This is a genomic window from Pseudomonas sp. m6p, from assembly GCF_055760375.1.
The window spans coordinates 4,926,928-4,941,357 of sequence record NZ_CM147084.1 but is presented as its reverse complement, the minus strand read 5'-3'; the positions used below and the strand labels follow the sequence as shown (position 1 = coordinate 4,941,357).

The following is a 14,430-nucleotide window of genomic DNA, read 5'->3' as shown; positions in this document are numbered from 1 at the left end:
GGTTATCGACCTCACGCTAACCTAGGAATTTGTTTCATGGAAAGTAACGCAGTAACAAAAGCGCTAAGCGCACAACTGATGCGCGGGCGTCTCGATGTCACCGTCGATGCCTCACAGATCGACCCGGGCTCATTGTTCGGTTTCGCCGAGCGCCGTAATCCCAAGCGTGCGTTTCTATTCGTGTCCAAAGTACTGGGCCGCCATATCCCTGTGCGTCCTTCGATCATGAACGCGAGCTTTCACAGTCTCGCGGCGCAAATACCTGAAGATCTGCCAGGGCCTGTGCTCGTTATCGGCATGGCGGAAACAGCAGTTGGCTTGGGTGCCGGCGTACATCGTGCCTTCAGCGCGACCCGCCCTGACACCGTCTACATGGTCAGCACACGTCACCCGACGGGCAATGAATTGTTCGCCCGTTTTGAAGAAGAGCATAGCCACGCCAGCGCTCATCTCATTCATCTGCCTGTCGATCCCGATGTTCGGGAAATGATGTTGAATGCCCGTTCGCTGGTGCTGGTCGACGACGAAGCCTCCACCGGCAAAACTTTCATCAATCTTCACCGTGCGCTGGTCGATGCCGGCCTGACCCAGGTCGAGCGCGTGGTGACGTGCGTACTGACGGATTGGTCCGGCGATGCTGTTCGCAAAACCATTGGGGACTCGGCACATCAGGTATCGCTGTTGCAGGGTTCGTACACCTTCCACGAGGACGCTGAGGCGCCGCTACCGGAAATGCCGGCCGTTGGTACCATCGAGCCTGGTGAGTGGCCGTTGATGGCGGAGAGTGACTGGGGGCGTCATGGTATTCGCGTCGTAGAAGACACCCTGGCTCTGGACCTGAACGTCAAAGCAGGTGAGCGCGTACTTGTGGTCGGTACCAGTGAATTCGTCTGGCGTCCATTTCTGCTCGCTGAACGCTTAGAGCGTGCTGGCGCAGATGTGCATTTCAGTTCAACCAGTCGCTCGCCAATCGCTCTGGGCCATGCCATCGGTCACGTGTTGTCGTTCGCGGACAACTACGGTCTCGGTATCCCCAACTTCCTCTACAACGTGAGCCCCGGACAGTTTGATCGCGTCCTGATTTGCTCGGAAACACCTGTGCAGGCTGTGTCCGCCTCGCTGATTGAATCCCTGAACGCGGAGGTGATTGTCGATGGTCAATAAGCGCCCCCTCGCCCTGGTCGATCTCGACGACACCCTGTTCCAGACTGCTCGCAAAATGCCAGAAGGTTTGCCGCGGGTCACTGCGACTCTCGATATCGAGGGTCAACCCAATGGCTACATGAGCACTGTCCAACATTCCCTTGCCCATTGGCTCCTATCCACAACCGACGTGATCCCAGTTACAGCGCGCAGCGTTGAAGCATTCAGTCGTGTGCAACTGCCTTTCATGCACGGTGCCGTCTGCTCCCATGGCGGCGTGATCCTTGGTCCTGATGGAAAGCTTGACGAGGAATGGCAAGCACGCATGAGCGATGTTCTTGCTGACTATCAGGCTCGCTTGCCAGGCCTCAGTGAAGCAACCCTCGCCATTGGTAAGGAGCTTGGCATTTCCTTGCGCGGATGGGTTGTCGAGGAAGAAGGCCTGCGCCACTACGTGGTGACCAAGCACAACGAATCCAACGATGAAGTCCTGCAAACGGTACTCGCGGAAGTACAGGCTCGCGGTTTACTGGAAGGGATGCACATCCACGGAAATTCCAACAACCTCGCGTTCTTGCCGCTGGGCCTGTCGAAGGAAGTGGCCGTTCAAGAATTGTTGCGCCGTGATCGTGAGGCCAATGGTGAGCGTCCTGTGCTGGGCTTTGGGGACAGCATCACTGACCTCGGTTTCATGCAGGAGTGTCATATGTGGGCGACCCCTGCGCGTAGCCAATTGGCCAAGCTGGTTGGGGTGAAAATCCATGACTAAGGCCGTTGCGGGTCTGGTTACCGTAGGGAGCGGCAGCTATGCAGCAGATGATGTTCAGTTTCTGCTGCAGGCCGTTCAGATGGAAACCACTGATGTCTTGGAGAAGGAGCGTCTGATTCAGTCGAAGCAGAAGCACTACTCCGAAATGATCAGCCTGGAGAGTGCGCCGACTGACGTGCATAAAGCCCTATACGAGCGCGCACTTGAACAAAACGGTACCCGCATGGCCATGGACGTTCAGTCCCTGGCGCTGGCGCTGAGCGAGGCATGCACGGGTCCGTCAATTGTTCTCGTGTCTTTCGTTCGTGCTGGCCTGCCGCTCGGCGTGTTGTTGCGTCGGGCCCTGCTCGACATGGGTCGAGATGCGCACCACTACGGAATCAGCATCGTTCGGGATCGGGGGATAGATAAGGTCGCCCTCGAAGCCATCATTCAGGCACATGGTGCCGAGAACATCGTCTTCGTCGATGGCTGGACAGGGAAGGGCGCTATCTCTGGTGAGATTCAGCGCAGCCTCAATGGCGACTCACGCTTTCCTGAGGAACCTCGGCTTGTTGTGCTGGCAGATCCCTGCGGCCGGGCGTGGTTGTCCGCGTCGGCTGAAGACTGGGTTATCCCCTCCGGCATCCTTGGTGCGACGGTGTCTGGTCTGGTTTCGCGCTCCATCTGGCCCGCGAATGGAGGCCTGCATGGTTGTGTGGTTTACGACCATCTGCGTGAGCACGATTTAACCCGCGAGTTCATCGAGCAGATCGACGAGAAGCGAAAGGCGCTGGGGGCGGTTCCTCAAGCCTCGCCATGGACCGACACCCAGCGTTTTGAATTGCAGGGTGCAGCTGCGCACGTAGTCAAGTCGCTGGCCTCCCAGTTCGGCATTACCAATCTCAACCGAGTAAAGCCAGGTATTGCCGAAGCAACCCGCGCGGTACTGCGTCGCGTACCGGATCACGTCTTGGTTCGCAGCCGTAGCGACAGCGATGTTCAGTTGCTCATGCACCTGACTGAGGGCGCTGGGGTGGCTGTGGAAGAGGTCGGTGCTGCATTGGGCCCTTACCGGGCGGTTACCATCATTCGGAGTGTGAGCTGATGAAAGTCCTTTCTCCTTATGCCCTGGGGGCAACGCTCTACATGCCGGCCACACGTGCGGATCTGCTGGAAGTGGTTTTCCGCACAAAACTGCCTGAACTGCGTTCTCTGGTTGTTTGCTTGGAGGATGCGGTCGCGGAAATTGACGTCGACACGGCGTTGAAAAATCTGCATGGCCTGTTGACCGCGATCAACGAGCGCGGTGGGCGTCCGTCTGATGGTCCGCTGCTGTTTGTTCGCCCCCGAGACTCGGTGATGGCTGCCGTGCTGAATGAATGGCCATTGATGGCCCACGTCGATGGGTTCGTTGTGCCGAAATTGACCCTGCGCAACCTTGGAGATTGGGAACAGGCCGTTACAAACCCGGCGCTGTACCTCATGCCGACGCTGGAAACTACAGACGTGTTCAACCCAGGTGGAATGGTCGAGTTGGGCCAGGCGCTGAAGGCGAACCTGAATCAGCGAATTATCGCCCTACGTATCGGCGGGAACGACCTGATGGGAAGTCTTGGACTTCGTCGCAATCCCGCAACAACGCTCTACAGCACCCCAATGGGCTACGTGATCCCAATGTTGGCAGGCGTCATGGGGTCTCAAGGTTTCGCACTGACGGCACCGGTGTTCGAACAACTCGCGACACCGCATTTGCTGATGGAGGAGCTGGAACTCGACATCGCCCATGGCTTGGTAGGGAAGACGGCGATTCATCCATCTCAGATCAACACGATCCAGGACGCGTTGCGCGTAAGCCTCGAAGACCTCAACTGCGCCAGGATGATTGTCAGTGAAGTTGCTCCGGCAGTGTTCAAGCACAACGATGCCATGTGCGAGCCTGCGACCCATTACAAATGGGCGGTCAACATCCTTGAAAGAGCAGAGTGGCACGGAGTTCGGCAACCGGATGTAGGACCTATTGAGGCGCCTATCCGTTTGGCCGAGGCCGCGCGATGACAATGGGATTTGACGATGCTGGCGGGCAAAGGCGTCAGGTGCTGTCGGTTTTTGACTTCGACGGCACGCTGACCCGGCACGATAGCTTCGTCCCATTCCTGAAGTTTGCCTTCGGACCCCGGGAATTCAATCGACGCATTTTGCGGCTTGCGCTGCCAAGCGTTCGATTCCTGGCTCGGCGTTTGAATCGTGATGAGTTGAAAGCACAGCTGATCAGCACGTTTCTTACAGGCGTAGAAATGAAATGGGTGCAGGAGCAGGCCGTGAAATTCTGCGGGTTGTTTTGGGAACAGCTCATGCGCCCTTCAGGTTTAAAATCTGTCGCCGCCGAAGTAGAGGCAGGTGCAGTAGTTACTCTCTGCTCCGCGTCCCCAGCGTTGGTGCTCCAGCCGTTTGCGGATCGACTTGGCATCAAGTTGATCGGCACCGAGCTTGAGGCGGTAGACGGTCTGTTGACCGGACGCATGACTGGCAACAACTGCAGATGCGAGAACAAAGTACTCAGACTTGAGGCTGTGTATGGGCCGCTCGGCCAGTACCGGCTTAAAGCATGGGGTGACACCCGCGGTGATTTCGAGTTGTTGGCCGCGGCGCAAGAAGCACACTGGCGACACTTTCACCCCGCATGGCGCCGTCTTCGCCTGCGGGCAGATAGAAGCGGGAATTTGGGTGTGAGCAATGTCGCGCACGCTAACCTGCAAGTGGCGGTCAACCCTGATCGACACGCGAACACTGATGACCAACAAGGAGCGTAACCATGGCACTTACCCTGCAAAAACAGCAATCCATCTCCCTAGCTAAAACGGCCGGCAGTTCGCTGACCAGCATCAGCCTTGGTTTGGGTTGGGACCCAGTCAAGGCGGGCGGTTTCCTCGGCAAGATGTTTGGTGGTGGTTCCGAGATCGACCTCGACGCTTCCTGCATTTTGCTGAACAGCGATTACCAAAAAATCGACCTGGTGTGGTTCCGCCAACTGAAGTCCCAGGACGGTTCGATCAAGCACTCCGGTGACAATCGTACCGGCGATGGCGAAGGCGATGACGAGACCATTAATGTCGACCTGCAGCGCCTGCCAGCCTCCGTTAAGTACTTGATTTTTACCGTTAATTCATTCACGGGCCAGTCTTTTGAGAAGGTCGAAAAGGCCTACTGCCGTATCGTGAATGGCAGCAACAACACCGAGCTGGCACGCTTCAACCTTTCTGAAAAAGGTGGGCACACCGGCATCGTCATGGCGAGCCTGGCTCGCGAAAATGGCGACTGGGAATTCAAGGCGATCGGCACCACCACGAATGGTCGTACTGCTGACGACCTGATCACTCTGGCCGTTCAGGCGTTACGCTAATGGCTAATCTCGTACCTGGTGGTAATGCGCCGGTTGCCAGCGGCCAGCTTCGCGTTGATATCAATTACTCGCCTATCCCGGGGGCCGACATTGACGTATCGGCCTTCGCACTGGGCGCCTCGGCCAAAGTCCGAGGCGATGGCGACATGTGTTTCTATGGCCAGCCTCAAATTCTGGGTGGCGCTGTTCAGCTGACCGAATCCTCGGCTGGGCGCGCAGTATTTTCACTCGATACGAGTCGTCTTGAGTCTGCAGTTGAGAAAGTGGCGCTCACTGCCACGATCTACGAGAACAAGGCGAGCTTTGAGCGCGTGTCACAACTTTCGGTTGTGGTGACGGGTGGAATTGAAGCTCAAATCCCAACCGGTGGCATGAAGGAAACAGCACTCATCCTCGGCGAATTTTATCGCCGAAATGGTGACTGGAAATTCCGCTGTGTGGCCCAGGGCTTCAATGGCGGCCTTGAGCCGTTGGCCAAGCACTTTGGTGTAGAGGTCGCCGCACCAGCGCCGGCCCCTGCACCTGCACCTGCTCCAGTGGTACAAACGCCGCCGCCTGCTCCGGCCGCTGCACCTAAATCTACGATTAGTCTGAGCAAGGTCACCCTCGATAAAACACGATCGTCTATCAGTCTTGAAAAGACGGCAGCCGGTTTCGGCGAAATCAAGGTGAACTTGAACTGGAACAAAGGCAGCTCGGGCGGCTTCTTCAAGCGAAGCCAATCCGTCGACCTGGACGTTGGTTGCCTGTACGAGCTGCAAGACGGCGAGAAGGGCGTTGTTCAAGCCCTCGGGGAGTCCTTCGGCAGTCTCAATCGGGAACCATACATACAGCTGATGGGCGATGACCGTACTGGCTCTGTTTCCGGTGGCGAGTGGTTGCATATCAATGGCAAACAATGGAGTGAAATTCGCCGCATTTTAGTGTTCGCCTTCATCTATGAGGGCTCGCCTTCTTGGAAAGAAACCGATGGAGTGGTGACTATTTACATTCCTGGTCAGCCTGACATTGAGGTGCGTCTCAATGAAGAGGGTGGCCGTGAACCAATGTGTGCCATAGCGATGCTTGAAAACGTGAACGGTGCCGTTAAGGTCTCTCGGCGGGTGGACTTCCACCGAGGCCACAAACTCATGGACCAGGCTTATGGCTGGGGCATGAGGTGGACTGCAGGGTCCAAATAGAAATCATGGCGGGGTCATACGACCCCGCCCTTGGGGGAACACAACATGTTTGCATGGCTTAAGCAAAACGCAGCAGCAGCGCGTGAAGCACTAACTACCGAAGTTTCGAAGTTCAAGAATCAGAAATTTCTAGATGCGATGACCGCCAATTGCGCTCTCATCTCAGCTGCATCCGGCGGTATCTCTTCTGAGGAAAAACAGAAGATGACCGGCTTCATCCAAAACTCGCCTGAGTTGAAAGTTTTCGACATGGGCGATGTGATCAAGGCGTTCAACGCACACTGTGAAAAGTTCGAGTTCGACTTTCAACTCGGCCAAGCCGAAGCACTGAAGGTCATCGGCAAGATCAAGAACGATGCCGGCGCGTCCCGACTCCTGGTGCGCGTGGGCTGTGCCATCGGTGCGTCGGACGGCGACTTTGACGCCCAAGAAAAAGCGGCCTGCCGTTTGGTCTGCCTTGAGCTGGGCCTTAACCCAGCTGATTTTGAACTCTAAGGAGCGTTACTTTGGACACTCAAATCGGTTTCCCTCCGCTGACCATGGCGGTATTCGTCGGGATCGCGCTCGGCGCGCTTCTCCTCGACATGGTTACTCACCGCGGTGACAAGCCAATTTCCCTGGCTAAGGCTTCGATTTGGTCGATCTTCTGGATCGCTATCTCGTTAGCGTTCGCCGGCTTCTTATACGTACAGCACGGCCCTGAAGTCGCCAGCCTGTTTGTAACTGGCTACGCCCTGGAAAAAGTTCTGAGCGTCGACAACCTGTTCGTGTTCATGGCGATTTTCGCATGGTTCAAAGTGCCAGATGGCATGCGTCACCGAGTCCTGTATTGGGGCATTATCGGCGCCATTGTGTTCCGCGGCATCTTCGTTGCCATTGGTACCGGCCTGTTGGCTTTCGGTCCGTGGGTCGAAATCGTCTTCGCAGTGATCGTGGCTTGGACCGCAGTTATGATGCTGCGCGCCGGCGGTGATGATGAAGAGGAAGAGGACTACTCCAAGCATATGGCTTACCGCTTCGCCCAGAAGTTGTTCCCTGTGTGGCCGAAACTCCATGGCCATAATTTCTTCGTCAGCCGTAAGCAGCTGGAGGTGGAACTCCAGAAGCCTGAGAACAAAGGCATGACTCTGGCAGCAAAAGGAACGATTTTTGCGACCCCGCTGTTCCTTTGCCTTGTAGTGGCCGAAGTGTCTGACGTGTTGTTCGCGTTCGACTCTGTGCCGGCGGTGATCGCGGTTAGCCGTGAGCCCCTGATCGTCTACTCTGCCATGCTGTTTGCGATCCTGGGTCTGCGTACCATGTACTTCGTGCTCGAAGCGCTGAAACGCTACCTGGTCCACCTGGAAAAATCTGTAGTCGCGCTGCTGTTCTTCATCGCCATTAAACTCGGCCTGAACGCAACCGACCACATGTTCCACCATGGCTACACAATCGATGCAAACACCAGCCTGCTGATCGTTATGGTTGTACTGGCGATTGGTGTGGTTGCAAGCCTTGTCTTCCCAGGCAAGGAAGAAGCTCAACCTGAAACCGCTGAGTAACAGCCCATACCACAAGGAGTAATACCCATGGCGTTGACCCTACAGAAAGGTGGCAATCTTTCGTTGACCAAAACCGACCCGAGCCTGACCAAAATCTTGGTAGGCCTGGGCTGGGACCCGCGTGCTACTGATGGTGCTGAGTTCGACCTGGACGCCAGTGCGCTATTGCTGGCAGCAAATGGCAAAGTACGCGGCGAAGCCGACTTCATTTTCTACAACCAGCTGAAAAGCGTTGACGGTTCGGTTGAGCACACTGGCGATAACCGCACCGGTGCGGGCGATGGCGACGACGAAGTAATCAAGGTTGACCTGAGCCGCATCCCGGCCGACGTGGACAAAGTCGTCTTCATCGTTACCATTCACGATGCTGAAGTACGTAAGCAAAGCTTCGGTCAGGTCGGCGGTTCCTTCATTCGTATCGTTAACGATACGACCAGCGCGGAAGTCGTTCGTTACGACCTGGCAGAAGACGCTTCGACCGAAACTGCGATGGTGTTTGCTGAGCTGTACCGCAACGGTGGCGAGTGGAAATTCCGCGCTGTTGGCCAGGGCTATGCCGGTGGCTTGAAAGCTCTTGCCAATAACTACGGCATGAACTTCTAGCGCGTAGGTCGTTGATTTAATTAAATATTTTTCCTGATTGGCCTTGTATTAAAGGCCTTTCAACCTCACTAAAAGGAATCAAAAATGGCCGTATCTTTGCAGAAAGGTGGGAACGTAAGTTTGTCTAAAGAGGCTCCAGGCCTGACCGAAGTCACTGTAGGTCTGGGTTGGGACGCACGAGTTACCGACGGCTCGAAATTCGACCTCGACGCGTCGATCTTCATCCTGGGTGAAAGCGGCCAAGTCCTCGACGACGCCAGCTTCATTTTCTACAACAACAAAAAATCGGCTGACGGTTCGGTTGAACACCTGGGCGACAACCAGTCCGGCGAAGGCGCCGGTGATGACGAGCAAGCCAACGTCAAGTTGACCGGTCTGGCTGCCGCTGTGAAGAAACTGGTATTCGCCGTGACCATTCACGACGCTGAAGCACGCAAGCAGAGCTTCGGCCAAGTTGCCAACGCTTACATCCGTGTGGTGAACAAGGCTGACGGCAAAGAACTGGCGCGCTACGACCTGAGCGAAGACGCTTCGACCGAAACCGCCATGATCTTCGGCGAGCTGTACCGCAATGGCGACGAGTTCAAGTTCAAGGCGATCGGCCAAGGTTTTGCGGGCGGCCTGGCCCCTCTGGCTAAATCGATGGGCGTGAACATCGGCTAAGCCGGAAGGCTTGAGAAAGCCCCCGCGAACCGGGGGCTTTTTCTTGCCTACAGAATGACCTCGGAATGGGTCATGTGGGCGGCGGTTTGATCTCTTCAACATTAGGAACGACTGCTGGCGATCTCCACGGCAGTCCACCGGTTCTCGGGTTTAAAAGGATATTTGGATGGGCATGTTTCGTGGGGTTGTAGCTGTAGGTGTTTTGGTGTCCATGTCAGGCTGCGGAGCCTACAACGACTTCAAGGCCAACAACGCAGTTCAAGAATACAGGCAGGCATGCCTTGGAAATTATACGAACGAGTGCGAAAGCAAACTGGTCGACACGAACATTGTCATGCTCGAGCTCGCGCGCAGTAATATTGACCGGGAAAAGGACTCGATCGTGCAGGTCGTTGGCAAGGATGGATTTGAACGCTTCTCAAAAACCGCCAATGAGCTGATTGACCACCTGGTCGACCAACAAGAAAACAAACGTCCCGGTTTTTTTGCGCGATGGTTCCTGGGGGAAGCCCAACCGTTCGGAAATACCCGCAACCAACTCTTCGACATTTCAGACATGCAAGAACTGCGTGCCGCAGTGCTTCAAAAGGTCAGTGCCGGCATTAAGGCCACCAACGCTTCTGCTAAGCCTGCCGAGCCAATGTCTGAGACCGAGGCAATCTTGTTAGGTAAGGTTCCTCACACACCGACTCAGACTCCGGCCGCTCCAGTTACCTTTGCAGCTGAGCCAGCGAGCCAGTCCGTTGTGCCTGCAGTTCAGGCAAAGGCATTAGTGCCATCCGATCTTGCTGCATCTGCAGATCGGATGATTGCGAGTGAGATTGCTCAGGATGGCGGGGATGAATACAAGGACGGCCGTCAGATCATCTTTGCAGACTTGAATAGCGACGGCATCAAGGATGCTGTGGTGCTCTACACGATCGAAGGCCAGGGTGGTGGAAATGGCTACTTCCAAACACTTGCCGCGTTCATTGGCGGTTCGGCAGGCTGGGAGTTCCGTGGGAAAGCTGTAGTCGGCAATGGTGTCCAGGACATCCAGGTTGTTGACCCCCAAACCGTCAGGCTGACTGTTCTCTCCGTCGGTCCGGATGATGCAGATTGCTGCCCGAGTGTTCAGAGCACCGAAAACTACAAGTGGGACGGCACGACATTTCTTCAGGTCCCAACGTCGTAAATAAGAGCCAGACATCAGGCACCTAGGCGTTCGCATACGAGCGCGGTTAGGCAGGGCTCTGGCGAAACGCTGGAGCAAACAAAATGAAGGGAAAATCGAATATGTCGCGACTCAACATCGGCTCTGGCCTTTTCGTAATGTTGCTCACCCTAGTCTCAGCCCACTCAAATGCCACCAGCTTTGATTGCAACAAAGCTGCAAGCTTTGCTGAGAAATCGATTTGCGCAGATTCTGCACTCAGTCATCTGGATGAGCAGATGAACTCCGAATATGTCCGCGCTCTAGACGCAGCGCCGAACAAGGGACAGGTCCGTCAAGACCAACGAGACTGGTTGCGCCTGCGTGACAACTGCAAGACCGCCAGTTGCTTATCCGCATCGATGAATGAGCGGCTCAGTGCTCTATCACGCACCAAGGTTGATCTGCCATCTAAAGCGCCAACCTCCGTTGCCGCTACCCGGGTTGATCAATCTGAAACAAATGTGATTTCAAAGGCTGCTTCTTCTCCAATGGTCTCTGCCGTGGTGAAGTCGGCAGCGACGCGAAGTGCAGCGGATGATCATCAAGCGATCCTGAACTTGAAGATTGGCTTGTTCGTGATGGCAATGTTGCTGCTGGTCTGCATTTACCTGCACCGCCGGGGGACCATTACGATCTATCAGGACTACACCGACGCGCTTTGGACAACCTTGACTCCAATCTTGGGAATTGGTGCGTATTTCGTCGCGAGCGCCTGGCTCGAGGTCCCACGCAACTACTCCATCATTGCTGCCTGTGTCCTTGGTGGTCTTATGTCATTGCAGGTGCTTATTCAAACGTACAGAAGCAACAGCATCTGGTTTTTTCTTCTATCCCTCTTCGCAAAGGTCATTCTGCTGACCTTCTACCTCCTGATGATGGCCCTCCTGCTGTGCGGTGGTGCCCGCACCAAAAGTGAGGCCCGGCGGCGGCGCGGCTGGGCAGTTCTTGCCACGACGATATTCGTATTCCTCTCAGGCTGGATGTGCCGCAATCGGCAATTCAGTTCGATCGACGATTACATTGCCGGACGGGCATAAGTGATATATCGGTGGTTGCGCTATTGCCACAGGCGCGACCTCCGATGTAAATGGACGTCGAGCCTATCGTAGGGGCTCCGACCGATGCCGGCATTTCAAACAACAAAGAATCCAGGAATAAGGATCAAGGAGTAGTCATGGGATTTCGTTTCAGCAAGCGAATCACGATTGTGCCTGGCGTACGCCTTAACATCAGCGGGAAGGGGATCAGCACTTCAGTTGGCCCCCGGGGCTTGAGTATGACGATGGGCCGCAATGGCACCTTTCTCAATGCTGGGTTACCCGGTACTGGTCTTTCATACCGTGAGAGGATCGACCGGCCCAGTAGATCGAGTAGTTCCCAACCAGGTCCTGCCGGAAGCGAATACTCGGGCCAGGTAAAGGTCAAGGTAAACGACGATGGCACGTTGTTGATTACGGACATGGATGACATCGAGTTGCCGGCGGCTGTCGTCAAACGCGTCAAATCCGAGATGGCCGACTCCATTCAGGACTTGCTGACCAAAGCAGCTGATAAGGTCAATCAGGAGCTTGAATCCTGCCTAGGCGTGCACCTCCTGACGCCTCGGCCGGGGGCCATGCCGGTAATCCCAGCTCCATTCGCCATTGAAGAGCCCCGCAGGCCTGCTCAGCAAACACCGGGTTTGATGGATCGAATGCTCCTTCGCAGCGCGAAGATTGAGCGTGAGGCTGAGTCGGCGGAAGAGCAGTATCAACAAGACCTCGCGAACTGGCAGTCCACGCGGGACGCCCATGAACTTGAACGCACCGAAATCGAGAAAGCATTCCGGCTGGCGGCAAAGGGCTTCAGTGCTCAGATGGAACGTGCCCTGGACTATGTGTTGAGCGGCATTGCCTGGCCAAAAGAAACCCAAGTGGCCTATGAGTTCTCACAAGACGTTACCGGCGTCGCGCTCGATGTTGATTTACCTGATGAGGGCGATATCCCGCAGCGCAGCGCTGAAGCCCGGGGTAACGGCAAACTAACCTTCAAAAATCGTTCGGATGCCCAGGTACGCAGAGACTTTGTCGCGCTGTGCTATGGCTCTCTGTTTCGAGTTGTAGGAGAGGTATTTGCTCTACTGCCAGCGATCCAGAAGATCCTGGTGTCGGGCTACATTCAGCGTAACAACACCGCAACCGGTGCGGTGGATGATCACTACGTGCTCTCGGTCTTAGTAGGCCGAGATCAGTGGGATGCGATTGATTTTAATCGTCTGGATGCGATCGATCCTGCAGCGACCCTGAACGCGTGTGGCGCAGTGGTAAAGCTGGACCGCTCTGCGCGTTTTGTTGAGGTGACGCCGATGGATATGTTGGTCTTGAACTGAAGACAACCGCGGCGGCTTGAGCCGCCGCGGTGTGAGGCAGGGCAGTGCAGGAGAGGATTAGCGAATGATTCCTTCGCGCTTTGCCTCCAAGATCCACATCGGGAATTCCTGCATCAGCCGGTCGTACAACTGCTCTTCCGTCATGTCGTGAAGGTCATCCAGGGCAAAGAATCCGCAGTTGTCCACGACTCTCCCGGGCATGGTGTCCAGTTTTTCCAGAATGCCGTAATTCCGGCCTGCTAAACCAACGTATTGCCAGAAGATTCCCAGCTTCGCTGCATCCACCATCAGTTGCGTGATCTTGCGGTTTTCAGAAACGCCACCGTCGCTGATGAAAACGACAAACATAGGGGTTTTGTCTTTGGACGCCTGGAAGGATTCGATCACTTTTTGGATCGCTCTCGGTTCATCATTGTAACGCCGACCGACGTCCCACTTGGTCCAGCCATTGTTGTCGGATTCGACAAAGTTCTGGTAGTTGGTAAGCGTCACAGGTGAGAGTCGCAGTGGCCGTTCGGCGAATGTCCAGCACTCAAGTTCGGCATCTGTATCCATGGCTACGGCGATGGGCACAAGACGATTGAGAACTTCCTGTACGCGGCCGGTTTTGTATTGATTTCGCATCGAGTCGGTGACGTCGAGCACGAGCAAAACACGAGCTTTCATCCCAACCAAGCAGGCTTTCTCGAGGCTTACCTGTGCCTTCTTGGCCAGACTGACCAGTTCCGGCGCGACAGCAGCTACACGTTTCTCCAGAGAGATTGTGGAGGGAGATGGGGCAGGTGCTGGTGCCGGTGCAGCTTCTTCAGTAACTTCGCCGCCAAAGTGCCTCACGAGAGCGTCCAGGCCCTCAGCAAAACCCTGAAGGTTAGAGGCCAACCGCCACTCCCCATTCTTTCGGTAAAGCTCAACGATCATTACCGCTTTCTCGGTTGTGAACGTGAGCCCTGAGAACGCGCAGGTCGCTCCTATCTCACCAGCGGGGCTGATTACTTTGAAGTTGCCATTCCGGATGTCACTCATCGCCCCGGCACCGTCGATGGAGGCAGTGAAGATCAAGCGATCGATAGTGGCGGGCAGGATGGCTAGATTAATTTCAAACTGGCCACCCGCAGCAAGCTTCACACTGCTGCAAGGCGTAACAGGCTGATTGAAGAAGACCATATAGCGATCATCAGAAAGCTTGCCTTGGTCGTCGACACCGAAACAGACGAAGTCGACTACGCTGGGGCTTTCGATGTTGACCGAGAGAGTGAAGGATAGACCGGGAAGAATATTTGCCAGCGACATGCGCTGGCCTTGGGTGATCTGCATGCATGGTTCCTTTGTGACGATTAGAGCGCCTGATGATGAGATGGCCTTGGTGAAACAGCCGTATCTGCACCGGCGGCTGGTTCATCCGTCGGGTTAAACCTAACGGCGCTCGAAGTTCCTGCAAGTCTTATACGGCCAGTGAGGTCGCCGCGGGAAGTTCCTATGGGAAGAGCTGTTTTGTTCGAGGGCGCGGGGCGATTCAACATGGGTTTATGAGGCCGATGATGCTGGCATACAACCAAAATAGAAATCCCGCGGCGGCCGTGTGCCG

General features: G+C 55.6%; 15 protein-coding genes. 14 read left to right on the top strand and 1 reads right to left on the bottom strand.

All coding sequences use genetic code 11. From position 1 onward, the window contains the following. Positions 1 to 36 precede the first annotated feature (36 nt). The 14 genes from ACYZUM_RS22535 (at position 37) to ACYZUM_RS22470 (ending at position 12,845) form a co-directional block, all read left to right on the top strand. Positions 37 to 1,164 (top strand): phosphoribosyltransferase domain-containing protein, encoded by a 1,128-nt coding sequence (locus ACYZUM_RS22535; RefSeq protein WP_042561216.1) that lies wholly within the window; start codon positions 37 to 39, stop codon positions 1,162 to 1,164. Continuing rightward, positions 1,154 to 1,912, top strand: coding sequence for an HAD family hydrolase (locus tag ACYZUM_RS22530; RefSeq protein WP_033896472.1), 759 nt, complete (start codon positions 1,154 to 1,156; stop codon positions 1,910 to 1,912). Before ACYZUM_RS22535 ends, ACYZUM_RS22530 begins: the two co-directional genes overlap by 11 nt. Then, complete coding sequence (locus ACYZUM_RS22525) at positions 1,905 to 2,999, top strand: cysteine protease StiP family protein (RefSeq protein ID WP_042561215.1); 1,095 nt, start codon at positions 1,905 to 1,907, stop codon at positions 2,997 to 2,999. Before ACYZUM_RS22530 ends, ACYZUM_RS22525 begins: the two co-directional genes overlap by 8 nt. Continuing rightward, positions 2,999 to 3,949, top strand: a complete 951-nt coding sequence (locus tag ACYZUM_RS22520; RefSeq protein WP_042561214.1) for an HpcH/HpaI aldolase/citrate lyase family protein — start codon at positions 2,999 to 3,001, stop codon at positions 3,947 to 3,949. Before ACYZUM_RS22525 ends, ACYZUM_RS22520 begins: the two co-directional genes overlap by 1 nt. Then, a complete protein-coding gene (locus ACYZUM_RS22515) occupies positions 3,946 to 4,704 on the top strand; it encodes an HAD family hydrolase (RefSeq protein ID WP_042561213.1) in 759 nt (252 codons plus the stop codon). The genes ACYZUM_RS22520 and ACYZUM_RS22515 overlap by 4 nt, the downstream gene beginning before the upstream one ends. A 2-nt stretch (positions 4,705 to 4,706) precedes the next feature. Continuing rightward, positions 4,707 to 5,294: a TerD family protein gene (locus ACYZUM_RS22510; RefSeq protein WP_033896476.1), complete on the top strand. Its 588-nt coding sequence runs from the start codon at positions 4,707 to 4,709 to the stop codon at positions 5,292 to 5,294. After that, positions 5,294 to 6,475, top strand: coding sequence for a TerD family protein (locus tag ACYZUM_RS22505; protein ID WP_033896477.1), 1,182 nt, complete (start codon positions 5,294 to 5,296; stop codon positions 6,473 to 6,475). The genes ACYZUM_RS22510 and ACYZUM_RS22505 overlap by 1 nt, the downstream gene beginning before the upstream one ends. A 45-nt stretch (positions 6,476 to 6,520) precedes the next feature. Then, positions 6,521 to 6,970, top strand: coding sequence for a tellurite resistance TerB family protein (locus ACYZUM_RS22500; protein ID WP_033896478.1), 450 nt, complete (start codon positions 6,521 to 6,523; stop codon positions 6,968 to 6,970). Positions 6,971 to 7,014: 44 nt separating this feature from the next. Beyond that, positions 7,015 to 8,016 (top strand): TerC/Alx family metal homeostasis membrane protein, encoded by a 1,002-nt coding sequence (locus tag ACYZUM_RS22495; protein ID WP_042562209.1) that lies wholly within the window; start codon positions 7,015 to 7,017, stop codon positions 8,014 to 8,016. 27 nt (positions 8,017 to 8,043) lie between these two features. Next, positions 8,044 to 8,619, top strand: coding sequence for a TerD family protein (locus tag ACYZUM_RS22490; protein WP_042561212.1), 576 nt, complete (start codon positions 8,044 to 8,046; stop codon positions 8,617 to 8,619). A gap of 84 nt (positions 8,620 to 8,703) precedes the next feature. After that, positions 8,704 to 9,282: a TerD family protein gene (locus ACYZUM_RS22485; RefSeq protein ID WP_033896483.1), complete on the top strand. Its 579-nt coding sequence runs from the start codon at positions 8,704 to 8,706 to the stop codon at positions 9,280 to 9,282. A gap of 166 nt (positions 9,283 to 9,448) precedes the next feature. Then, complete coding sequence (locus ACYZUM_RS22480) at positions 9,449 to 10,456, top strand: hypothetical protein (RefSeq protein ID WP_095668235.1); 1,008 nt, start codon at positions 9,449 to 9,451, stop codon at positions 10,454 to 10,456. 101 nt (positions 10,457 to 10,557) lie between these two features. Then, positions 10,558 to 11,514, top strand: a complete 957-nt coding sequence (locus ACYZUM_RS22475) for a lysozyme inhibitor LprI family protein (protein WP_162184592.1) — start codon at positions 10,558 to 10,560, stop codon at positions 11,512 to 11,514. Between the two features lie 137 nt (positions 11,515 to 11,651). Then, positions 11,652 to 12,845 carry a DUF4236 domain-containing protein gene (locus ACYZUM_RS22470; RefSeq protein ID WP_080896062.1) on the top strand — a complete coding sequence of 398 codons (1,194 nt, stop codon included), beginning with the start codon at positions 11,652 to 11,654 and terminating at the stop codon, positions 12,843 to 12,845. A 57-nt stretch (positions 12,846 to 12,902) separates the two neighbouring features. Here ACYZUM_RS22470 and ACYZUM_RS22465 read toward each other — a convergent pair whose 3' ends face one another. Further along, complete coding sequence (locus tag ACYZUM_RS22465) at positions 12,903 to 14,159, bottom strand: VWA domain-containing protein (RefSeq protein WP_042561210.1); 1,257 nt, start codon at positions 14,157 to 14,159, stop codon at positions 12,903 to 12,905. Positions 14,160 to 14,430 lie beyond the last annotated feature (271 nt).